Consider the following 22,359-nt stretch of genomic DNA (forward strand, 5'->3'; position numbering starts at 1 on the left):
GCTTAAAATATATTGTTCAAAACTCGTAATGCGGATGGAAGAAGAACATCGGAAAGCCGTATGAGGGAGAACCTCACGTACGGTTTGATGAGGAGATGGTGGAAGAGAATAAATCAAATCCACCATTTTACTCTACAATTAAGTCTTAATTTATGGATGAGTATTTTCCATATTAGATTCATCAAAGGTAATCATATTTTTGTATGTAAAGTTAGCTGCTTCTATAATATTAAAGGCTAATGCTGCCCCAGAACCTTCTCCTAACTTCATGTCTAAATTTAAAAGGGGAGATAAAAGTAGCTTATCTAAAACTAATTTTGATGCAGGTTCTGCAGACATATGGGACGGAATGGCATAATCTTTACAAAGGTTATTAAAACCATAGGCAATAATAAATGCTGCATAGGATATAAAACCATCTAATACAACAGGAATTTTTAAGCTGGCAGCTCCTAATATGGCTCCGGCCATGGCACCTATCTCAAATCCTCCCACTTTTCCTAATATATCTATAGGATCATTTTTATCAGGATCATTAACTTTAATAGAATCCTTTATAACATTCATCTTTCTCATGATACCCTCATTATCAAGGCCACAACCCATACCTGTAATATTTTCAGGTAATAAATCAAAAAATACACTCATTATAGCTGTAGATGGAGTAGTATTGCATATACCCATTTCTCCTATACCAATTACCTTGTACCCCTTTTCCTTTGCTAAAGTAGCATATTTGATTCCTATTTCTAAGGATTTTATGGCTTCATCACGGGTCATGGCAGGTCCTGTTCTCATATTATCAGTAGACTTTCTAATCTTTTCATTAAAAACTCCCTTAATTTCTTCATCACAATTTATACCCACATCTATGGCCCATACATGGGAATTTGTAAATTTACATAGGGTAGATACTCCGTTGCCTCCCCCTATAAAGTTAGCAAATTGTTGTTTTGTTACAACTTGCTTACAAGGAGATACATTTTCTTCATAAACTCCATGATCAGCTCCGAAGCCTAAAATTAATTTATTAGAAGTATCATAGTAATTATTTTCATAAATTCCAGATAATTGGATGGCTATAGTTTCTAATTTTCCTAAACTATCTAAAGGTTTAATAAGAAGGTCTAGTCTTTCTTTTGCTAAATCCATATGTTTTTTACTAAGTGGTGTAATTGAATTAATAGTTTCTTGTAATTTTCTCATCTTTTAAAATTCCCCTTTAAGATTATATTTGTGTTTTTAGGCAATTAAAAAAGTTCATATTCCCAGTGGGAATATGAACTTTGCCCTCATTCACATCTAAAATTTTAAGGCAGGTCTCCTGACTAAGAATCATAGAAATATTAAGCCTTCCCAGTAATATTAGTGGCATATTTAATATTTCTCATCATTACAGTGGTGGGTCCGTGAAGGAATTCAACCTTCTTCCCTATTCTCCTAAAAAATTAGGCACCTTAAAATTTAAGCTTATTAATTTCTCATATTTATGATAATATATTTTTAGAGATTTATCAACAATATAATTTTAAAATATTAATGGTAAACGGATTTTAAAAAGAACTAGGAGAATTAGTAGATGAACAAAAAAATTATTAGGTTTAGTTATAATAATTTAGCTCTTATAGTAGCAGGTATTATTTTATTAGTAAGTCTATGCATTAATAGAAGTATTAGAATTAGCTATTATAGAGTCATGTTTCCCATTATTAATGGATTTTTTTTAGCATATATATTAGATCCCTTTGTAGTTTTTTTTCAAAGAAAATTTAATATGAAAAGAAATATTAGTGTGTTTATAGCCTTGTTTATTGTAGGATTAATAGTCTTATTATTAGGTACTTTAGTAATACAAAATGTAGTAAAGAGTGTAATGAATTTCCTAGAAACATTGCCAAGTTCAAATAATTTAACGAGGGGAGCTATTACAGATAAAATAATAAATAAAATTGGTATTAACCATATGAAGGAATTAGACAAAAACACTATAAAAATCATAAGAAATAGTATCAATAAGGGAATATCTAGTATTAAATATGTACCAAATACCTTTGGGAATTTTCAAGGAACTATTTTTGGAATTTGTAAGAAAATAATAAGTTGTCTATTGGCAATATATATATTATTAGATAAAAAAGTATTAGTTGCAAGGGCAAAGCGTATGTTGTATGCCTTTGTTAGGAATGAAAGGGCAGATTACATAATTTGTATAATTAATAAGGGAAATGATATATTTTCTAATTTTGTAGTGGGAAAAGTAATTGATTCCGCAATAATTGGACTAATTTGTTTTGTCCTATTAATAATAGTAAAGTGTCCATATGCCCTATTAATATCATTAGTTGTGGGAACTACCAACGTACTTCCATGTGTAGGCCCTGTAATAGGAGGGGTTGTGGCCATAATAATAACCTTAATTACAAATCCTAAAATAACCCTATTAGTAGGTCTAATAATAGCATTACTTCAACAATTTGATGGAGCCGTATTAGGACCTAAGATATTAGGAGATAAGATAGGGGTAGGTGCATTTTGGATAATAGTGGCAATAACCCTATCAGGAGCCATAGGAGGAGTTATGGGAATGTTCTTTGGAGTTCCTATGGTAGTTTTAATTAAAAATATAGTGGAAGAACATGTGAACACAAGACTAAAAAAGAAGAAAATGACATTACTAGAGTTAGAAAACTTAAAAGAATAAACTTAAATGGGATGGTTAATAGAGTTATTACCATCCCTTGTTTTATATATTTTTATTTTTAGTATTCATAAAAGCTTAAAGCAGCAGCACCTATAAGTCCGCAATCTGACCTCTCGGCTTTTTTTATTTGGCAAGCATTAATATTTGCCTTTAAGGACATGCTTTTTATGGTGTCCATCATTTTATCATAAAACATAGGAAGGGCATTAGATAATCCTCCACCAAGAGCAATTACTTCAGGATTATAATTAGCAATTACGTTATAAAGGCTTAGACCTAAATAATATCCTTCATTTTCAATAAGTTTTAGAGCGAGATGATCATTTTTATTAGCAGCCTCAACAATCTGTTCACCTTTAATTTTACCTTCTTTAGCCAATTCTTTTATTAAGGATTCTTCACCAGAATCAATAGCTTCTTGAGCAAATCTTTCTAAGGCAGTACCAGAGGCATAGGCTTCAATGCACCCATGGTTTCCGCAATTACACTTAGGTCCATTGAAGTTTAAAATAGTATGTCCAATTTCAAAGGCATTAGAATTTGATCCTGATTGGAAGTGCCCATTTACTATGGCTCCCCCACCTACTCCTGTACTTATTGTAATATATACAAAATCCTTATGATTTTTACCAGTTCCAAATAGATACTCTCCTATGGTAGCTGCATTAGCATCATTTTCTAATTTTATGGGAATATTTTTAAAATCTTTTTTTAACATATCTACTATCCTAACATTCTTCCAACCAGTAAGGTTAGATGACCTAAGAATAACACCTTCTTTAGTATCAAGTGGACCAGGAGAACCTATTCCTATTCCTCCTAAATCTTCTATAGACAAATCCAGCTTATTAAGGATCATATGAATAGTATCTTTAATTCTGTTAATTGCATTTTCTGGACCCTTTTTAACTTCTGTAGGAATTTTTATATTATGAATAACTTTACCTTCTCTAGTAACTATTCCAATATGAACTTTTGTGCCCCCTAAATCAATACCACAAAAAAAATCTTTCATAATTATTATTCACCTCAGTTTTTTTATTAGAGTTAACTTAACTAGGTACATTATACGATAAATTTTTGAAAATAGACAAGAAAATTATTTCCTAATATTTTGTAAAAAATGAAAAATATTATTTTTAAACTTTACAAATTAAGGGGGTTAGATTATACTGATATTAGTTAAATAAGTTTGCTAGGGGTGCCTTAGGGCTGAGAAGAAGGAATTCTAACTCTTAAAACCTGATACAACTAATATTGTCGTAGGGAAGCAAGGAATGAATAATGTTCATTAAAAGCTTGCCTAGGTGTAAGCTTTTTTTAATTTCATATGATTTGGGGAGCTCATAGGGATGGGCTGAGAAAGGGATGTTATCTCTGACCCTTATAACCTGATTTGGATAATGCCAACGTAGGAACTTGTTTATAATGTATTCACATATACATAACTATAGATATTTTTAATATTATAGTTTAAGTATATGGATTTTATGTAAGCCTATGGAGGATTTTATCCAATGGGCTTTTTTTCTTGTGAAAATACTGAATAAAAGGGGGGATAAGATGATTATTAATGGTACAGAGATGGATTTTGAAAGGGTTACAATTACACAATTATTAGAGAAATTAGATTTAGAAGAAGAAAAAGTAGTTGTAGAAGTGAATTTTCAAATAATACCTAAAGAAAAGTATGAAGAATATGTACTTAACAAGGCTGACAAGGTGGAGATAGTGAGTTTTGTGGGAGGTGGTTAATTTGAAAATATATTTAAATGAAGTGGAGATGACTGTTAAGGAGGGGACTACAAGTTTTAATCTTAGGGATTTAATTAAAAAGGAAGCACAAGTAGTAGTTTTAAATGGATTCATCATAAGGGAAGATGTGCCTTTAAAAGAAGATGATAGGATTGTATTTATAACTAAAGGAGAAATTCCAGATAGGGAAGAACTTGAGTCACTCCTCGTCTCAAGGCATACTCCAAGGGTTCACCAGAAGGTAAAAAAGGCATTTGTGGGAATTGCAGGTCTAGGGGGCCTAGGATCTAATGTGGCTGTAGCTTTAGCTAGAATGGGAATAGGAAAATTAGTATTAGTTGATTATGATATAGTAGAACCTAGTAATTTAAATAGGCAGCATTATTTTTTAAAACATATAGGAATGAAAAAGACAGAGGCATTAAAAGAAATAATAAGTGAAATTACCCCTTTTGTAGAGATTGAAACTAAGGATATATATTTAGATGAGAATAATATAAAAGAGTCTTTTAAGGATGTGGATATAGTAGTAGAGGCCTTTGATAAACCCACATGTAAAGCAGAGTTAGTAAACACTGTTTTATCTAAGCTACCTAGTAAATATATTGTGGCTGCATCTGGTATGGCTGGATATTTTTCAAATAACACTATAAGGACAAAAAGGATAAGAGATAGATTTTATCTAGTTGGTGATGAAGTATCAGAGGCAAAACCAGGCTGTGGTCTTATGGCACCAAGGGTATCTATTGCAGCAAGTCATCAGGCCAATACGGTGCTGAGAATAATTTTAGAAGAATATGAGATTTAGGAGTGGATATTTATGGATTTATTAGATATTAAGGGGAACAAACTAAAGAGTAGATTGCTCATAGGAACGGGAAAGTTTCCAAATAAACAGATTATTCCTAGAGTAATAGAAAGTTGTGAAACACAAGTGGTAACCATGGCAGTTAGACGAGTTGACATTGGTTCTAAAGAGGAAAATCTTCTTGATTATATTCCAAAGGATATTATATTATTGCCAAATACATCTGGAGCAAGGAATGCAGAGGAAGCCGTAAGAATTGCAAGACTAGCAAGGGCCATGGGCTGTGGCAACTGGGTAAAAATAGAGGTTATATCAGACAATAAATATTTACTTCCGGATAATCAAGAAACTATAAGGGCCACAGAAATATTGGCTAAGGAAGGTTTTATTGTACTTCCCTATATGAATCCAGATTTAATGACTGCCAAAAGATTAGTGGATGTAGGTGCAGCAGCAGTTATGCCCCTAGGAGCTCCCATAGGCACTAATAAGGGAATTAGAACAAAGGAAATGATACAGATTTTAATAGACGAAATTGATTTACCAATAATTGTTGATGCAGGAATAGGAAAGCCTTCTCAGGCAGCTGAAGCTATGGAGATGGGAGCGGCAGCCGTTTTAGTAAATACAGCCATAGCCACATCACAGGATCCTGTTCAAATGGCAAGGGCCTTTTCATTAGGAGTAGAGGCTGGAAGGGGAGCATATCTTTCAAAAATGGGTTCTATAAATAAATGTGCTCAAGCATCTTCACCACTTACAGGGTTTTTACATAAAGGGGAATTATAATGGGATTTTATGATGAATATTTAAAATTTAAAGGATTTAATTATGAAGAATTTTTTAATAAGATTACAGAGGAACATATAATAAGTATTTTAAAAAAAGATAAAATTAATATTTATGATTATTTAGCCCTGTTATCTCCCCTAGGTGAAAAATTCATAGAAGAGATGGCGAAGAAGGCCCATTCTCTGTCACTATCCCATTTTGGTAAAACTATATTATTATTTACACCCATGTATATATCAAATAAATGTATAAATGAATGTGTCTATTGTGGATATAACGTACACAACTTTATAAAAAGGAAAAAACTATCTTTAGATGAGGTAGAAGCAGAGGCAAAGGCCATAGCAGATAAGGGTCTTAAACATATACTTTTATTAACGGGGGAATCTCCAAAGGCCACTCCTGTATCTTATATTATAGAAGTTGTTAATATTTTGAAAAAATACTTTGATTCCATAGGTATTGAAATATATCCTTTGAATGAAGATGAGTATAAGGAAGTAGTAGAAGCGGGAGTAGATAGTCTTACTGTTTATCAGGAAGTATATGATGAGGATATATATGATAATGTACATATTTCAGGACCTAAAAAAGATTATATATACAGATTAGATGCACCGGAGAGAGGTTGTAAGGCCAATATGAGAACTGTAAATATTGGAGCTCTTTTAGGTCTTAATGAATGGAGAAGGGAAGGTTTTATTACGGGACTCCATGCAAATTACCTTCAAAATAAATATCCCCATGTATCTATTAATGTATCTCCTCCACGTATACGCCCCCATGTAGGAGTATTTGAAAATGTATATGAGGTAAGTGACAAAAATATAGTTCAGAATATTCTTGCCCTAAAGATTTTCTTACCTTATGTAGGAATTACCATATCCACAAGGGAAGAGGCAACCCTTAGGGATAATTTAATACCTCTAGGTGTTACAAAAATGTCGGCAGGAGTAAGCACACAAGTTGGAGGCCATAGTGTTAGTAATAAGGGAGAAGCACAATTTGAAATAGCAGATTTACGAAGTGTAGAAGAAATGAGAAAAAGCATATTACAAAAGGGATATCAACCTGTATTTAAGGATTGGATGTGTATATGATAAATATGTTTATGAAAGATAAAAAGATGCTTTTTTTAATTACTAACCGTCATATGATTAAAAGACCTACCCTAAGTCATGTAATAGAAGAGGCCATAGATGGGGGTGTTAATGGAATAATATTGAGGGAAAAGGACTTGGCCTATGAGGAATTAATTGTAATTGCTAAGGAAATAAAAGAAAAAATTAAGGATAAGGATGTATTATTTATTATTAATAGAAATTTGAAAATAGGAAAGGAAATTAATTTAGATGGATATCATATAGGTTTTCATGATTTAGTAGGTAAAAAACCTATATGGAATAATCTACTAGGTGTTTCTGTCCATAGTTTAGAAGAGGCTATAATGGCAGAAAAAAAAGGAGCTAGTTATATACTAGCTAGTCATGTGTATGAAACAGATTGTAAAAAAGGATTAAAGGGTAGAGGAATAGATTTTATAAAAGAAATAAAAGAAAATACAAATATTCCTCTTATTGCTTTGGGTGGAATTAACCATGAAAATGTGAAGGAAGTCATGTCAACAGGAGTGGAGGGAGTGGCTGTAATGTCATATATTATGGCAGCTGAAGATCCATATATGTCGGCAAAAAAAATTAAAGACCACATGTGAATTAGAAATATGTCTCCGGGGCTATGGAAAAAAGCGTAGCCCCTTTATAGTATAAACACATATTTCGGAGAATACTTACTAAAAAAAGTAAAATATGATAAAATATGTATATTATGGACAAAAAAGGTGATAAGATGAAGGGAAGAAAAAACGGATTTACTTTAATAGAGTTACTAATAGCCTTACTAATTTTTAAGATTATTCTTTTGATTTTTTTCCCACAGAACAAAATAAATTGGGAAAGGAGGGGTGAAAAGGGAGGTTATAATAAGGTGAAATGTCAATTTACTATGGTAAAGGATGAAAGTCATATGTTCATTAAGAAAAATCACAGAACAGTAGTATTCAGGTTTAAAAAGTAGATTAAAGTAATGAGAAAAATATATTTAATATACATAATATATCCAATTGGGATATGTTATATATATTAAATAGTATTCTTAAAAGGGTGTGACATAATATGGGGATACAAGTGTTTGTATTAGGACTTTTAATAGGATCCTTTTTAAATGTATGCATATACAGAATACCTAGAGATGAGTCAATCGTAGTACCAGGATCACATTGCATTGTATGTATGAATAAATTAAGAGCAATTGATTTGATTCCAGTCCTAAGTTACTTATTTCTAGGAAGAAAATGTAGATTTTGTAAAACAAAAATAGGATTAAGATATACAATAGTAGAACTTTTAACAGGACTAGTATTTCTATTATTGTTTAATAAATATGGATATGGTATAGATTTTACAATATACATTATCTTAATGAGCATATTAATAGTAATAGGCTTTATTGACTATGATCATATGATTATACCAGATCAATTGGTATTTGTAGCTACCATGATAGGTGTATTAGTAGTTTTATATAACAAAAAATTTCCCATGTACATATATGGTACTGATTCTTGGTATAGTCCATTTTTAGGGGTTATAATAGGGTCTGGAAGTTTATTAATCATATCCTTAGTAGGTATGGCCATCTATAGGGGCCAAGAAGTTATGGGTATGGGAGATGTGAAAATATTTATACCAATAGGATTATTTTTAGGGGCTAAAATGACAGCTGTAACATTATTCCTATCCATATTAGTAGGTGCCATAATAAGTATACTATTAATAGTATGGGGATATAAATCTATTAAGAGTCATATTCCCTTTGGACCCTTTATAGTAATAGGAACCTTCGTAAGCCTAGTATGGGGCTGGGATTTGTATGATCTATGGTATGAATTTGTATTTGCAATGTAAATAAGAAAATACCAGTGTTTCCACTGGTATTTTGTTTATTTTTTTTTCATAAAATAATGTGAAAATCATATTATATCTTGGAAGAGATTAGGTTGTAGATTTTATAGAAAAATACATGACGAAATTATGATATAATGATTTTAATAATATATTTCGAAATGTTTTGAAAAAATTTCAAAGAGAGGGGGAGTCACTATAAAAAGAATATTAAAAGGGAAAAATATTATGGATAATGATAATATTACAAATAAGAAAAAATATTTAATAGTTTTATGTTATGCTTTATCTCTAATTATATTTGCTTTTCTAGTAGATAATCCTAAGAATATTTTTAAAGGTTTGTATTTAATCCTAATTGAGCCAGACATACTAATTACAGATTATATTGGTGTAGGCGGAATGGGTGCAACTTTCTTAAATTCAGGGATATTAATGATCTTAGCACTTTTTATGTTGTATAAATGTAGAATAAATATTAATGGGGTTTCAATTGCTTGTTTATTTCTGGTAGCTGGATTTTCCATGTTTGGAAAAAATATTTTTAATGTATGGTTTATAATCGGGGGAGTTTATATATATGCTAGAATTCAAAAGGACAAATTCTCAAAATATATTTATATAGCCCTCTTTGGCACATGTTTATCTCCTATGGTTACTCAAATTATGTTTGGTATAGACAAACCATTAATGGTTAGAGTACCAGTGGCAATTTTAGTAGGTATAAGTATAGGTATTATTCTGCCACCATTATCAGCCTATTTAATAAGAGTCCATCAAGGATTTAACTTATACAATATAGGTTTTGTAGCAGGAATTATTGGAACTATATTTGTTTCCGTATTTAAATCCTATGGTTTTTTACCTGAAAGTAGGTTGATTTGGACTACTGAGAACAATGTAATTTTAAGTATATACCTATTTACAATGTTTATTTTAATGATATTCATTGGATTTTATCTAAACGATAAATCTTTTAAAAATTTAAGAAATATATATTCATACCCGGGAAGAGCAGTTACTGATTTTATACTGCTAGAAGGGTTTGGGCCCACACTTATAAATATGGGTATAAATGGGTTAATAGGAGTAATTTATATATTGATAGTAGATGGAGACTTAAATGGACCTATTATAGGTGGCATATTTACTCTTGTGGGGTTTGGAGCCTTTGGAAAGCATGGCAAAAATATGTTGCCAATCTTTTTAGGTGTCTATTTAGGAAGTTTAACGAAAATATGGAGTATAAATGACCCTTCAATATTATTAGCAGCCCTATTTGGAACTACTTTAGCACCTATAGCAGGTGAGTTTGGTTGGAAATATGGTATATTAGCAGGTTTTATACATTCTTCTGTAGTATTAAATGTGGGAGTTTTGCACGGAGGTCTAAATTTATATAATAATGGTTTTGCAGGAGGCATTGTAGCTGCTACCCTAGTACCAGTGATTGAAGCTTTTAGGAAGGAAGAGGTATGATGAAGCATAATAATAAAAGAATTTCTAAAATAGTAGATGAATTAATTAATTATTTTTTTTCAATCGGAGGAACAGATATTAGCATTAATGTACAAAATTTAGAAAATCATTATAAAATATTTTTTCAAAGTGATTATAAAAATGAACAGGATAAGAAAATTAATAAATTAATTAAATGCTTAAACTATCCAAAACAAGAAGAAGTAGAAGAGTATTACTGGGAACTGATGGGAGATTGTGATGTGGATACGGAACTTTCTTTGATAGGTATGATGATAGATGAGGCTGAGGTGAATTTTGTGGATGACAAAATTCAAATAACTTTATATAGAAATAAATAATATATTTTAATTAAAGGGGAATCATTTATGTTTTGGTGATTCCCATTTTTAATATATTTTTCTTCGTAGGCTCACATAAAGTAAGTTTATGAATGCCAAATCTATAATTAGGAAGGATGAGAATTTTTCATTATGATATATTTGTTTAAACATTTTTTAAATAATTTAGGATATATAATAGTAGTAGCCTTTTTAATATCTAGGCTTCCTGTGTTTGCTCAAATCATAAGGAAAGAAAAACTTAGTTATATAAGCATTATTACCCTAGGAGTTTTATTTGGAGGATTGGGAATAATAGGAACTTATGTGGGGGTTAATGTGAAAGGAGCCATAGCCAATACGAGAAATGTAGGAGTAATGGTAGGGGGAATTCTATGTGGTCCCTATGTTGGAATAATAGCAGGAATAATAGCAGGTCTTCATAGACTTTTAATTGATATTGGTGGAATAACATCACTGCCTTGTGCCATAGCCACAATTATAGGGGGAATAATATCAGGATTTGCATACAAAAAATCCACATGGAAAAATAAATGGTTATATGGATTTGTGGCTGGAGTAATAATAGAAAACATAAGTGCTCTTTTAATATTAATATTGGCTAGACCTTTTCATTTAGCAATAGATATTTTAAAGTTTATATACTTACCTATGATGTTTGCCAATGGAGCTGGTATAGCAATCATAATACTTCTTACAGAAAATATATTTGATACGGAAGAATCAATAGGAGCAAGACAATCTAAGCTGGCTTTAGAAATAGCCAATAGAACATTACCCCACTTTAGAAGAGTAAATGAAAAATCATTAAATGAAGCTTGTAGTATAATAAAAGAATCCATAGGAGCCATGGCCGTATCTATTACGGATACTACTAGAATACTGGCCCATGTGGGAGCAGGGGCAGATCATCATAGGGTAGGCATGGACCTGGTAACAGAAGCTACAAAACGTGCCATAAGGGAAAATAAAATAGAAATAGTAAATACTAAAAGTGAAATAGAATGTAAGTATAAAAATTGCCCCTTAATGTCGGCAGTAGTAGTTCCCCTAAAGGAAAGGGATAAAGTAATAGGAGTACTTAAAATTTACTATGACAAGGAAAATAGTATAGGTCATAGGGACATAATGCTAGTGAAGGGATTATCTCAACTAATATCTACTCAAATTGAACTTAGTAAAATAGAGCATATGAAAAATATGGCAAATAAATCGGAAATAAAGGCTCTACAAGCACAGATAAATCCTCACTTTTTATTCAATGCCCTAAACACTATAGTATCCTTTACGAGAATAAATCCAGATAAGGCCAGAGAATTAATAGTAAATCTGTCTACCTATTTGAGATATAATATTGAGAATGAAAATATATTTGTAGACTTAAATAAAGAACTAGAACAAGTAAAGGCTTATGTCCAAATTGAGCAAGCTCGATACAAAGACAAGATAGAAATAATATATGATATAAAGACTATTAAAGAAGAAGTTAAAATACCAAGCCTTACTATTCAGCCCTTAGTTGAAAATGCCATAAAACATGGTATTCTTAAAAAGGAAGGTAGTGGAAAAATTCATATTAAAGTTAAAGAAGATAAGGATAAGATTTTAATAGAGATTAAGGATGAGGGAATAGGTATAGATGAAGAAGTTGTTAAAAAAATATATCAGGGTAAAAATAAGGCTGGAAGTGTGGGCCTTTCAAATGTACACAATAGGTTAAAGCGTATTTATGGGAAAGGCCTTACCATAGAAAAATGGGAAGATGGAACTAGAATATGGTTTTATATTCATAAAAATGTAAAGGAGGGAACTCCCTAGATGAGAGGAATCATAGTAGAAGATGAGTATCCAGCTAGAGAAGAATTAAAATACTTTATAGATAAATATAGTTCTATAAATATACTAGAAGAATTTGAATCTTCTGTTAAAGCTCTAGAGTTTATTGAAAAAAAAGAAGTGGATATTATATTTTTAGACATAAATATGCCTAATTTAAATGGTATGTCCTTTGCAAAGATAATAAGTAGATTTGAAAAAAAACCTAAAATAGTTTTCATAACAGCCTACAAGGATTATGCTGTAGACGCCTTTGAAGTGGGAGCTTTTGACTATATATTAAAACCCTATTCAGAAGAAAGGATAATCCATACCCTAAAGAAGTTAGAGAGAACCAATGGAATACTTAAAAAATCAAATAAATGCTGTAAGATTGTATTAAATAGGGGAGAAAAACTAGTTGCAGTAAATCCAGAGGATATTTATTATTGTGAAGCAAGCGAAAGGGAAACTAAAGTATATACTAAAGATAACCTATATATGGCTAAGGATAAAATTTCTACTTTCATAGGAAAGCTTCCAAAGGAAAACTTTTTTAGAAGTCACAGATCATATATTATAAACTTGGATAAAATAGAAGAAATTATTCCTTGGTTTAATAATACTTATAATGTTAGACTCCAGCATATGAATGTGGACATACCAGTAAGTAGAAAAAATATTAAGAATTTTAAAAGAATTTTAAGCCTGTAAGTAAACTTTAATGTAGACACTAATGTATTTCATGTAAAGATTATGTTATTTAATGTAGGCAACAAACCTTTTCTTATTTTAATAGGATACAATTAAAATATCATAAGGACTAATAGAAAAGGAGTGATAATTATGGCTACATTTTTCATATCAATATTATTGTTAGTAGCAGGTTATTTTGTTTATGGTAAGGTTGTGGAAAAGGTTTTCTCCATTGATGACAATAATCCTACTCCAGCCATGTCAATGGAAGACGGTGTTGACTATATTCCCATGAGTTGGCCAAGAATATTTTTAATTCAGGTTTTAAATATTGCAGGATTAGGACCTATATTTGGTGCAGTAGCAGGGGCACTTTGGGGACCAGTGGCATTTTTATGGATTGTATTTGGATGTATATTTGCAGGTGCAGTTCACGATTACTTAACAGGTATGTTATCAATTAGACATAAGGGTACAAGTGTATCTGAAATAGTAGGTATATATTTAGGAGACACGGCTAAACAGGTAATGAGAGTTTTTTCTGTAGTATTGTTAATATTAGTTGGTGTAGTATTTGTAATGGGTCCAGCAGGACTACTTAGCAACTTAACTCCAATGAGTAAAGGTTTATGGGTCGGAATCATAATTATTTATTATATATTAGCAACAGTATTACCAGTAGATAAACTAATCGGTAAAATATATCCAATATTCGGAGCATCATTATTAATAATGGCAGTGGGAATTGCCTTTGGTATAGTAACGGGAGGATACAATATCCCAGAGATTACTTTAGCTAATCTACATCCTAAATCTACTTCCATATTCCCATTTCTATTTATCACAATCGCCTGTGGAGCCATATCAGGATTTCATGCAACCCAATCACCACTTATGGCTAGATGTGTGAGAAAAGAAAGTGAAGGAAGAAGAATATTCTACGGATCAATGATTGCAGAAGGTATTATAGCTATAATCTGGGCAGCAGCTTCCATGGCATTCTTTGGATCAACGGAAGGTTTAGCGGCTTCCCTTGCAAATGGAGGACCTGCAGTAGTAGTAAATGAAATATCTACAACCTTATTAGGACCTGTAGGTGGAGTACTAGCACTATTAGGGGTTGTAGCTTGCCCTATAACTTCTGGAGATACGGCATTTAGAAGTGCTAGATTAGTAATTGCAGATGCTATTAACTTAAAGCAAGAAGAGATTAAAAATAGATTTATCATAGCAATACCATTATTTGCAGTAGGTATAGCTTTAACTCAAATAAACTTTAGTATTATTTGGAGATACTTCTCTTGGTCAAATCAAACACTAGCTATGATAGTACTTTGGGCAGCGGCTATGTATCTTCTAAAGAACAAGAAAAACCACTGGATATGTACAATACCAGCAACTTTTATGAGTGCTGTAACATCAGCTTATATACTACAAGCTAAAGAAGGTCTAAAACTAGGAGCAGGATTCTCAAATATAGCAGGTATTGTAGTAGCAATAGTATTCTTTGGATTATTCATGAAAAAAGCAAAGGAATATGATAAAAGAATTGCATAGAAATAGATAATCTCACTTTGAGCTAATGGTAATATTACTATTAGCTCTTTTTTAATACAAACTACATATAATATGTAATTTGTAAATTTTATTACATTGTTGTAATATGGAATTATGATATTTAGTAATATATGACTTACTAATATGGTATGGGAAAAACACCCTATTGAAAGGAGATTTTTGAGTTAAGGCATATGAAAGAAATAACCAGTGAAATGACTGATTTATTTTTTAAATATGCCTAAATAATTTAGAGGTATGAAAGCCTCAATGTATTGGGAGTGGATATTGTGGAGATTAAAAATAAGATTCATGATCTTTTAGTTAATCAAAAAAACATATTAAAGGAATACGAAGACCTTGTAGAAGAATTAAATATAGACCATGGAATAAATGAAAATATTGAGCTAAGAAAAGAAATTAATAATTATAAAAAATCTTTAGGTGAAATAAAAAAGAGGCAGGCTCAATTAATAGGAGATAATATGGGTCTAAAGGCTTCGTTAAAAGAACAAATGATTAATGAAAAAATAGGTATTTTGAATGGATCAAAAAGGAAGATGGACATTTATTTTAAAGATGAAACTAATAAAAATATAAACAAGTTAAAAACCTTAGAAAAGTCTGCTAAAGACAAAGTAAAAAAACTGGAAATCATAGCTAAAAAGGAATTAGGGAAAGAAAAAGAAGAAATTTTTTCTCAAATAGATATGATGAAAAAAGAAATTGAGAGGAAAATTGCAATAAGAAAGGAAAAAATTGAGAAAGAAAAGGACAGTCTTTTTGAAGAGATTAAAAGAGAATATGATGAACTTAAAAATGAAGGTGTTAGCCATGAGGTTCTAGAGAAAAAGAAAAAATATAATGATATAGAAGTTAAGATAGGAATTAACTGGATAAATAAAGCAGGGATCATTTTGGTACTATTAGGTGTTGCTACTGGTATGAAATATACATATTCAACCTGGTTTAATGAATATATGAAGGCCATCTCAGGATTCTTATTAGGAGCAGTACTATTAGGTGTGGGAGAATGGTTTAATAAAAAAGATAAAAATTTGTTTGCCCTTGGATTAAGTGGTGGAGGAATTGGGGTATTATACCTTGCTGTATTTAGTAGTTATTTTATTTTAAATATATTAACCATGCCAGTGAGTATATTTTTATCTATTCTTGTGACTATGGTTTCATTAGTCTTATCTAAAAGGTATACATCTAGAACAATATGTGGAATATCCCTTGTGGGGGGATATTTACCATTTTTTACTTATGTATTTACCCAAGGTATATCAGGAACTTCTGTTTATATAGTTATGGGATATTTGTTTATTTTGAATCTATTAGTTTTAGGCCTTTCATTAGAAAGAAGGTGGGTTTATATAAACTATCTGAGTTTTTTACTAAATATTCCTTGTCTTATATATTTAGCTTTTAAATCTCCTAGCAAAATTATTAGTATATGTTACGGGGTAATGATTTTTATAATGTATCTGGCAATAACCCTTGTTTATCCTATAAGAGAAAAAATAAAACTAAAGAAAGTAGACGTGGCTTTATTAGGATTAAATACTGTGATTAATTGTTTCCTTGTATATGCATTATTTCAAGTGGGAGGATATTATTCATATAAGGGCTTACTTGCATTAATATATGGCCTCATATATTTAGGACTAGGCCAATTTATTCGTAAAAGTGCTTCGCAGGAGAAATCTATTGAGGGATTGTTCTACATAACTGCCATGACATTTAGTATTTTAATGATACCTTTTCAATTTGGAGTTGGATGGGCATCATTAGGATGGTTAATAGAAGGTATTTTAATGATTCATTATGCTAATAAATATTATGGAAATAAAAGAGATGCTGAAAAAATGGAATTTGCTGGTTGGATCATATTAGGTTTATGTGTATTAGGATTTATAATAATAGACTTTATGCAAATGGCCATTACTAAGTATTTTACCCTAAGATATACTTTAATAAGTCTAGGACTTATATATGTCCTTTCATTGTATGTGGGAAAACTAAATAAGAGTGAATTATTTAAATACACTAGGAAAGGCAAGTTACTGACTTATTATAAATACTTTACCATTATGAATACATGGATATATTTTATGAGGATTACATGGGTAATTTATGATGAATATATTCAAGTATATGAGAATTTTTATTTTTTAATAAGTATAGCCCTAGTGACAGGATTATTTGCTCATTTCATATCTAGAATAAAGGTTATACAAGATGAAGTAGTGAATAAAATATATATAGGTTTTTATATCTTAGTAGATTTACTAGGTTTTACAATGAACTTTTATAAAATTGGATATGGAGTGGGAAATTCTAATTACAGGGTTATAGGAATAGTAATTCTTATACTATATAATATATTTGTCCTTTTGAGTATAAAGGATTTAACATGGAGATTTATTAAAAAAAGGGGAATTAGTGTGGAGTTTTATCCAATGTCTATGGCCATATATATTCTAGGTGCAACTATTATACTTATTACTAATCAATTTAATTTAGATAATATAAGCCTTATAATAAGTATTTTCTTATTAACCATGTCATTTCTTTATGTAATATATGGATTTAAGAAAAATTTTATGATTTTGAGAAGGTTTGGATTGGCCTTGTCTATCTTTTCAACAGGAAAGCTATTTATATTTGATCTTGCATTTTTAAATACAACAGGAAAGATTGTTGCATATTTTTCCTTTGGAGTAGTATTAATTGGAATATCATATATATATCATAAACTAAAAAATAGTATGGGAGGTCTAAAGGAAGAATGAAAAAAATATCAGTAGGACTAATACTCATATTAATTTTTTCTATGAACCTAACAGGATTTGGGCAAGAAAGTCTAGATGGTTGGGTCTATTCAAAAGAAATTAATCATAGTAGGAGTGATGAATACAAAGGATTTTTCTTAGATGAGGAAGTATATAGATACGCTAAAAGAGACTTATCGGATATTAGAATAATAAATGATAAAAATGAATTTATACCTTATTATATTTTTAATAAATATTTAATGGGTGAAAGAGAAGTAAATGTTGAATATGACTTAAAAAAAATACTATCTTATATGAAGAAAAATCACCAATATGTGGACTTTCAAATTGTATCAAAGGAAGAAAATGTGGATGTATTAGGAAATGAGTTAGAATTTCAAGTAGAAAAGGATTATTTTTTGAAGGATATGAAAGTTTATGGAAGTTATGATAATGAAAAATGGGATTTCATAAAAAATGATAATATATATAGAACAAATGAAGCAGAAAAATTGAGTGTATCATTAGATCATGTGTATAAGTTTACTTATTATAGGGTTGTACTTATAAATGATGTGGAAGAAACTTTCATAAAAGATTCGAAAATCATATTTAATAAAAGAGAAGTAGAATACAAGGATTATGAAAAAAGAAAAAGGGCAGATTATAAGGTTCAAAATAAGGGGAAAGAAACAATCATACTTTTAAATAATGAAAATCATCTTAGGATAAAAGATATAAAGATTGTTAGTGATGATGACTTTAAAAGAAATTACTCTCTCTATTATAGGAATCATAGGGAAGAAGCCTTTAATTTGTTTAATAGGGGAGAAATATATCAAATAAAACTTAAAAATTTTAAAGCTGAGGAAAACCATATAAGATTAAATGAGTTTTCAAAATCCACTCATTTCCTAGATGAAATAAAAATACTCATAGACAATAAAGACAATAAACCCATAGGGATAAAAGAAATAGAGGTAACCTATTATATAGATAAAGTAGTATTTAAAGATGATGGAAGTAATAATTATAAAGTCTTATTTTATAACAAAGATGAGAAAAGACCAGATTATGATATACAAACTTATAAAAATCATATAGAAAAAGAAAATCAAGAAATCTGTAGTTTATCTTATTTAGAGAAAAGAGATGTGAAAAATATAGAAGAAGATACAGAAATAGATTATAACATCATATTAAATGTAATAATTACTCTAATTTCCATATTCCTTTTAGTAGTAATAATTAAAAAATCAGGATTTAAAGATGTTTAATTAGAAAAAAGATAAATAAGAAATATGAAGTTGTTAATATTAGGATGTGTGTAAAATGAAAACAATATTAATTTTTAGTATGATTTTGGTTGTATTAGTTTTTTTATACCATGAGAATAACACTTTGTCAGTGAGAACAATAGATATAAAGTCTTCTAAAATTCCAGATGGATTTTCTGGAAATATTATTGTCCATCTATCAGATTTCCATAATAAAAAAATTGGAAATCCTAAGTTGATAGAAGCTATAAAAAAGGTAAATCCCAATATTATAGTTTTTACTGGAGATTTAATAGATAGTAGACTTTATAATGAAGAGATTGCAATTGGATTACTAAATGAAATTAGAAAAATAGCACCCGTATATTATGTGACAGGTAATCATGAATGGAGAAGTGGCAAGTACAGTAGACTTAGAAAAAGGATTGAGAACTGTAAAGTAACAATAGTAGATGATAAATACTACAAGATTAATAAAGGGAATGATAGTATATACATTGTTGGCTTTGATGATCCTAGAAAATATTCTAATGAATACAAAGAATATAAACAATTTGAAATTAAATTTAAGGATGTTATGAATGAAATTAAAGATGATAAATTTAAAATCTTGTTAAGTCATAGACCGGAGTTATTTTCATTATATAGTTCACAAAATATTGACTTGGTTTTTTCGGGACATGCCCATGGGGGACAAGTTAGGCTCCCTTTTATAGGAGGATTATTTTCACCACATCAGGGATTATTTCCTAAATACACAGATGGAATTTATAAAAAGGAAAATAGTATATTGATTGTAAGTAGAGGATTAGGAAATAGTAGTATTGCTCCTCAAAGATTATTTAATAGACCAGAGATTATAATTGTTAAGCTAAAAAATAATTAGAATATTATAGAAGATTAATTGCTTTTATAAGAAGAGGGGGAATGTTCAGTGGCAATTTCAGTTAAAGCAAGTATGATAGAAATTGGATGGACTGCTTTATTTCAAATTATAAACTTTCTAATCATAATAGGGATAGGTTTGGCTATTTACAATGTGTTAGTTAAACTACCTAAACGATTAAGAGCAAATGAAGAGAAAATTAAGAGAATAGAAAACACCATGGAAGAGATACTCAGAAAGATAGAGGGAAATAGGGGAGAATGATGTGAGTAGAATAAAGAAAATTAGAGATTATATAGAGAATATGGAAACTGTAAAATATGTGTTATTAATGGCATGTGTAGGGTATGCATGTTCTATTATTTTATTAAATATTGTATACTTTATTAAAGGTGTCAATTTCTCACAGTTGGGGAAATCAGGTTATAAGAATATCTTTGAAGAAATATTGTATGCCATAGTATTAGCCCCTTTAATTGAGACATTTATATTTCAGTCTTTAGTGTTCACAGTAAGTAGACAATTTCAATGGCTTAAGGATAGAGAAATTTTAACTATTTTAATTTCTGCTACGTGTTTTGGATTGGCACATGCTATTTATAATATCTACTATGCTATTTATAATATCTACTATGCTATTAGTGGATTTGTAGTAGGAATAATATTAGCATATTCATTTTCAATTTACACTAAAAAGAAGGAGAATGAATATATAGTTGTTACTTTAATACATAGCTTTTTAAATATGATTTCTATTATATTTTCATATACAGGACTTTTGTTGTCTCATTAATAATGATAGGGAATGGTTCATAAGATGTATTCTAAATTGGAGTGAAAGTAGAGGGCAGTTAATTTATATTTTAAAATATTTGTGAGTAAATGAATGTTAAATTATATAGGGAGGATGATTCGTGGGATTTGATTTTATCTTTATGAAATACGGTGTACTTATTGTTTTTACAATATCTTTACTACTAATTAGAATATATAAAAAACATAGAAGAAGGGAAAAAGTTATTGTGAAGGCATCAATAGCTTGGAATCTACATTTTATTTTGGCAATTGTAAGTTTTTTAATAGTGATAGATTATATTGTGGGTGTGGCCACTTATTTAAATAGGGGGAATTTGGTACTTACTTCAAAATATATAGTTTCCTTTTATGATATATGGAATAAAGAATATTTAAAGGAGTTAGTGGACTTTTTTAGAGAAAATAATATGAAAAAATACCATTCTAGCGTGATTGCTTTACAAATTGCCATTAGCAGGATTTATCAATTGATTATATGGTTAATTATAAGTATAGAATCTACATATTTAGCACTAGAAAAAAATGAGATATGTGAAGATGGAGTATATACTCTCACAAAACAATATAAGTGGAATAAAATAAGAAAGATTGTATGGGGAGAAAAAAAGATTATAAATGATTCTTTAGAATACCAGGAATTAAGTTTTAGAATGGATTCTGAAACTTTAATTTTAAAAATATCTAAACAAGATAAAGAAAAAGTTCATAATTTTTTTAGAAAAGAACTACCTAAGAAAAAATATGAGTATAGTAGCTAAATACCTAAATTTATTAAATTACAAGTATTAAAAAAGTTATATGTATTAAATATGTGATTATATGATTTTAATGGGTATATATATAAAAATCACTTTGATTATGATAGGGGAGAGGTTTATATGAACAGAGTTGATGAATTCATTCGAACATATAATGATTTAGATAGGGAGATAAAAAACACATTAAAATTAGATAAACACATATCTCATATGAAAGCCTTAGATATATTGTCCAAGAAAAGTGATCTAATAGCTAGAAATTTAGATGTTTTAAAGCAATATGCTAGATTAAGAAATTGTATAGTACATGATACGATTTCAGGAGTAGGACAAGCAATAGCAGTTCCACTAGCAGAAGTAGTAGAAAGATACAAAAGTATTTTAAATAGGTTCAAAAATCCTTTAACTGTATACGATATATGTACCCATAGGTCCAAATTGTTAGTGGCATCACCAAAGAGTATAGCTATAGATGTTATGCAGGCTATGGAAAGCTTACTTATATCTAGAGTGCCTATCGTAGAAAACGAAAATGTTGTTGGAATATTTAATGGGAATGTACTCATATATTATTTAGCAAATACAAAGAATTATTCCATATCAAAGGATACAACAATGGATGAGTTAATGGAATTTACAAAATTAGATTATAATAGAAAAGAGCAATTTGATTTTGCTGATAAAAATTTAAATGTATATGATGCAGAAAAATATTTCAAGAAAAGAAATAAAGATAATCACAAGTTAGTAGCATTATTTATAACTTCAGATGGGACTAAACAGGGTAGACTTTTAGGGTTACTAACGGAATGGGATTTGTTTAATAAAATAGATTGATCATAGGAATATTGGTATGACCATGAGAAACTTTGAAATAAAATTGGCTAGTAGATAAAATGAAAATTTTCTAAAATAGAGTCTATAATTAGAGAACT

22 protein-coding genes and 3 riboswitches are annotated in these 22,359 nt (G+C 29.8%); of the genes, 20 read left to right on the top strand and 2 right to left on the bottom strand.

Features of this window, described 5'->3' with window-relative positions; all coding sequences use genetic code 11:
• Positions 1–150 precede the first annotated feature (150 nt).
• Complete coding sequence (gene cobT, locus N4A57_RS15590) at positions 151–1,206, bottom strand: nicotinate-nucleotide--dimethylbenzimidazole phosphoribosyltransferase (protein WP_293658962.1); 1,056 nt, start codon at positions 1,204–1,206, stop codon at positions 151–153.
• Between the two features lie 91 nt (positions 1,207–1,297).
• A riboswitch (cobalamin riboswitch) is annotated at positions 1,298–1,475 on the bottom strand.
• 104 nt (positions 1,476–1,579) lie between these two features.
• Between cobT and N4A57_RS15595 the strand changes: the two genes are divergently transcribed.
• Positions 1,580–2,701 (top strand): AI-2E family transporter, encoded by a 1,122-nt coding sequence (locus tag N4A57_RS15595; protein ID WP_293658963.1) that lies wholly within the window; start codon positions 1,580–1,582, stop codon positions 2,699–2,701.
• A 58-nt stretch (positions 2,702–2,759) separates the two neighbouring features.
• On the opposite strand, the gene N4A57_RS15600 is transcribed toward N4A57_RS15595, so the two are convergent.
• Positions 2,760–3,716 (bottom strand): ROK family protein, encoded by a 957-nt coding sequence (locus N4A57_RS15600; protein ID WP_293658964.1) that lies wholly within the window; start codon positions 3,714–3,716, stop codon positions 2,760–2,762.
• A gap of 172 nt (positions 3,717–3,888) precedes the next feature.
• Positions 3,889–3,987: riboswitch (TPP riboswitch) on the top strand.
• Between the two features lie 40 nt (positions 3,988–4,027).
• Positions 4,028–4,136, top strand: a riboswitch (TPP riboswitch).
• A 128-nt stretch (positions 4,137–4,264) separates the two neighbouring features.
• Here N4A57_RS15600 and thiS point away from each other — a divergent pair.
• The 19 genes from thiS to N4A57_RS15695 all read left to right on the top strand — a co-directional run bounded on the left by thiS (position 4,265) and on the right by N4A57_RS15695 (position 22,261).
• Positions 4,265–4,456 (top strand): sulfur carrier protein ThiS, encoded by a 192-nt coding sequence (gene thiS, locus N4A57_RS15605; RefSeq protein WP_293658965.1) that lies wholly within the window; start codon positions 4,265–4,267, stop codon positions 4,454–4,456.
• Entirely contained in the window at positions 4,449–5,264 is an 816-nt protein-coding gene (gene thiF / locus N4A57_RS15610) for a sulfur carrier protein ThiS adenylyltransferase ThiF (protein WP_334303732.1), read from the top strand. The genes thiS and thiF overlap by 8 nt, the downstream gene beginning before the upstream one ends.
• 12 nt (positions 5,265–5,276) lie before the next feature.
• Complete coding sequence (locus N4A57_RS15615; protein WP_293658967.1) at positions 5,277–6,053, top strand: thiazole synthase; 777 nt, start codon at positions 5,277–5,279, stop codon at positions 6,051–6,053.
• Positions 6,053–7,156 (top strand): 2-iminoacetate synthase ThiH, encoded by a 1,104-nt coding sequence (gene thiH / locus N4A57_RS15620; protein WP_293658968.1) that lies wholly within the window; start codon positions 6,053–6,055, stop codon positions 7,154–7,156. The genes N4A57_RS15615 and thiH overlap by 1 nt, the downstream gene beginning before the upstream one ends.
• A gap of 11 nt (positions 7,157–7,167) precedes the next feature.
• The gene (locus N4A57_RS15625; protein ID WP_293658969.1) at positions 7,168–7,770 is read left to right on the top strand and encodes a thiamine phosphate synthase; all 603 of its coding nucleotides are present in this window, start codon (positions 7,168–7,170) and stop codon (positions 7,768–7,770) included.
• Between the two features lie 113 nt (positions 7,771–7,883).
• The gene (locus tag N4A57_RS15630) at positions 7,884–8,132 is read left to right on the top strand and encodes a prepilin-type N-terminal cleavage/methylation domain-containing protein (protein WP_293658970.1); all 249 of its coding nucleotides are present in this window, start codon (positions 7,884–7,886) and stop codon (positions 8,130–8,132) included.
• 98 nt (positions 8,133–8,230) lie between these two features.
• Positions 8,231–9,022, top strand: coding sequence for a prepilin peptidase (locus N4A57_RS15635; RefSeq protein WP_293658971.1), 792 nt, complete (start codon positions 8,231–8,233; stop codon positions 9,020–9,022).
• A 225-nt stretch (positions 9,023–9,247) separates the two neighbouring features.
• Positions 9,248–10,498, top strand: a complete 1,251-nt coding sequence (locus tag N4A57_RS15640) for a DUF1576 domain-containing protein (RefSeq protein ID WP_293658973.1) — start codon at positions 9,248–9,250, stop codon at positions 10,496–10,498.
• Complete coding sequence (locus N4A57_RS15645; RefSeq protein ID WP_293658974.1) at positions 10,495–10,839, top strand: hypothetical protein; 345 nt, start codon at positions 10,495–10,497, stop codon at positions 10,837–10,839. Before N4A57_RS15640 ends, N4A57_RS15645 begins: the two co-directional genes overlap by 4 nt.
• Before the next feature lie 132 nt (positions 10,840–10,971).
• Positions 10,972–12,657, top strand: a complete 1,686-nt coding sequence (locus N4A57_RS15650; protein ID WP_293658975.1) for a LytS/YhcK type 5TM receptor domain-containing protein — start codon at positions 10,972–10,974, stop codon at positions 12,655–12,657.
• A complete protein-coding gene (locus N4A57_RS15655; RefSeq protein ID WP_293658976.1) occupies positions 12,658–13,368 on the top strand; it encodes a LytR/AlgR family response regulator transcription factor in 711 nt (236 codons plus the stop codon). It abuts the gene before it with no gap.
• A gap of 132 nt (positions 13,369–13,500) precedes the next feature.
• Complete coding sequence (locus N4A57_RS15660) at positions 13,501–14,907, top strand: carbon starvation CstA family protein (protein WP_293658977.1); 1,407 nt, start codon at positions 13,501–13,503, stop codon at positions 14,905–14,907.
• A 290-nt stretch (positions 14,908–15,197) separates the two neighbouring features.
• On the top strand, positions 15,198–17,705 hold the full coding sequence (locus tag N4A57_RS15665) for a DUF2339 domain-containing protein (RefSeq protein WP_293658978.1): 2,508 nt from the start codon (positions 15,198–15,200) through the stop codon (positions 17,703–17,705).
• On the top strand, positions 17,702–18,964 hold the full coding sequence (locus N4A57_RS15670) for a hypothetical protein (RefSeq protein WP_293658979.1): 1,263 nt from the start codon (positions 17,702–17,704) through the stop codon (positions 18,962–18,964). Before N4A57_RS15665 ends, N4A57_RS15670 begins: the two co-directional genes overlap by 4 nt.
• A gap of 55 nt (positions 18,965–19,019) precedes the next feature.
• A complete protein-coding gene (locus N4A57_RS15675; protein WP_293658980.1) occupies positions 19,020–19,850 on the top strand; it encodes a metallophosphoesterase in 831 nt (276 codons plus the stop codon).
• Positions 19,851–19,898: 48 nt separating this feature from the next.
• Positions 19,899–20,114: a hypothetical protein gene (locus tag N4A57_RS15680; RefSeq protein WP_293658981.1), complete on the top strand. Its 216-nt coding sequence runs from the start codon at positions 19,899–19,901 to the stop codon at positions 20,112–20,114.
• Position 20,115: 1 nt separating this feature from the next.
• Positions 20,116–20,643, top strand: coding sequence for a CPBP family glutamic-type intramembrane protease (locus tag N4A57_RS15685; protein WP_293658982.1), 528 nt, complete (start codon positions 20,116–20,118; stop codon positions 20,641–20,643).
• 121 nt (positions 20,644–20,764) lie between these two features.
• Positions 20,765–21,424: a hypothetical protein gene (locus N4A57_RS15690; protein WP_293658983.1), complete on the top strand. Its 660-nt coding sequence runs from the start codon at positions 20,765–20,767 to the stop codon at positions 21,422–21,424.
• A gap of 120 nt (positions 21,425–21,544) precedes the next feature.
• Positions 21,545–22,261, top strand: a complete 717-nt coding sequence (locus N4A57_RS15695; RefSeq protein WP_293658984.1) for a CBS domain-containing protein — start codon at positions 21,545–21,547, stop codon at positions 22,259–22,261.
• The last annotated feature ends 98 nt before the right edge of the window (positions 22,262–22,359 follow it).

The sequence above is a fragment of the Anaeromicrobium sp. genome, assembly GCF_025210435.1.
In the GTDB taxonomy this organism is placed as follows: Bacteria; Bacillota; Clostridia; order Peptostreptococcales; family Thermotaleaceae; genus Anaeromicrobium.

Excerpts from the sequence above, each read along its gene's own strand:
- cobT (WP_293658962.1), bottom strand. The coding sequence starts at position 1,206 with ATGAGAAAATTACAAGAAACTATTAATTCAATTACACCACTTAGTAAA.
- N4A57_RS15595 (WP_293658963.1), top strand. The coding sequence starts at position 1,580 with ATGAACAAAAAAATTATTAGGTTTAGTTATAATAATTTAGCTCTTATA.
- N4A57_RS15630 (WP_293658970.1), top strand. The coding sequence starts at position 7,884 with ATGGACAAAAAAGGTGATAAGATGAAGGGAAGAAAAAACGGATTTACT.
- N4A57_RS15670 (WP_293658979.1), top strand. The coding sequence starts at position 17,702 with ATGAAAAAAATATCAGTAGGACTAATACTCATATTAATTTTTTCTATG.
- N4A57_RS15695 (WP_293658984.1), top strand. The coding sequence starts at position 21,545 with ATGAACAGAGTTGATGAATTCATTCGAACATATAATGATTTAGATAGG.
- N4A57_RS15650 (WP_293658975.1), top strand. The coding sequence starts at position 10,972 with ATGATATATTTGTTTAAACATTTTTTAAATAATTTAGGATATATAATA.
- N4A57_RS15640 (WP_293658973.1), top strand. The coding sequence starts at position 9,248 with ATGGATAATGATAATATTACAAATAAGAAAAAATATTTAATAGTTTTA.
- N4A57_RS15635 (WP_293658971.1), top strand. The coding sequence starts at position 8,231 with ATGGGGATACAAGTGTTTGTATTAGGACTTTTAATAGGATCCTTTTTA.
- N4A57_RS15600 (WP_293658964.1), bottom strand. The coding sequence starts at position 3,716 with ATGAAAGATTTTTTTTGTGGTATTGATTTAGGGGGCACAAAAGTTCAT.
- thiS (WP_293658965.1), top strand. The coding sequence starts at position 4,265 with ATGATTATTAATGGTACAGAGATGGATTTTGAAAGGGTTACAATTACA.
- N4A57_RS15645 (WP_293658974.1), top strand. The coding sequence starts at position 10,495 with ATGATGAAGCATAATAATAAAAGAATTTCTAAAATAGTAGATGAATTA.
- N4A57_RS15625 (WP_293658969.1), top strand. The coding sequence starts at position 7,168 with ATGAAAGATAAAAAGATGCTTTTTTTAATTACTAACCGTCATATGATT.
- thiH (WP_293658968.1), top strand. The coding sequence starts at position 6,053 with ATGGGATTTTATGATGAATATTTAAAATTTAAAGGATTTAATTATGAA.
- N4A57_RS15615 (WP_293658967.1), top strand. The coding sequence starts at position 5,277 with ATGGATTTATTAGATATTAAGGGGAACAAACTAAAGAGTAGATTGCTC.
- N4A57_RS15655 (WP_293658976.1), top strand. The coding sequence starts at position 12,658 with ATGAGAGGAATCATAGTAGAAGATGAGTATCCAGCTAGAGAAGAATTA.
- N4A57_RS15675 (WP_293658980.1), top strand. The coding sequence starts at position 19,020 with ATGAAAACAATATTAATTTTTAGTATGATTTTGGTTGTATTAGTTTTT.
- N4A57_RS15660 (WP_293658977.1), top strand. The coding sequence starts at position 13,501 with ATGGCTACATTTTTCATATCAATATTATTGTTAGTAGCAGGTTATTTT.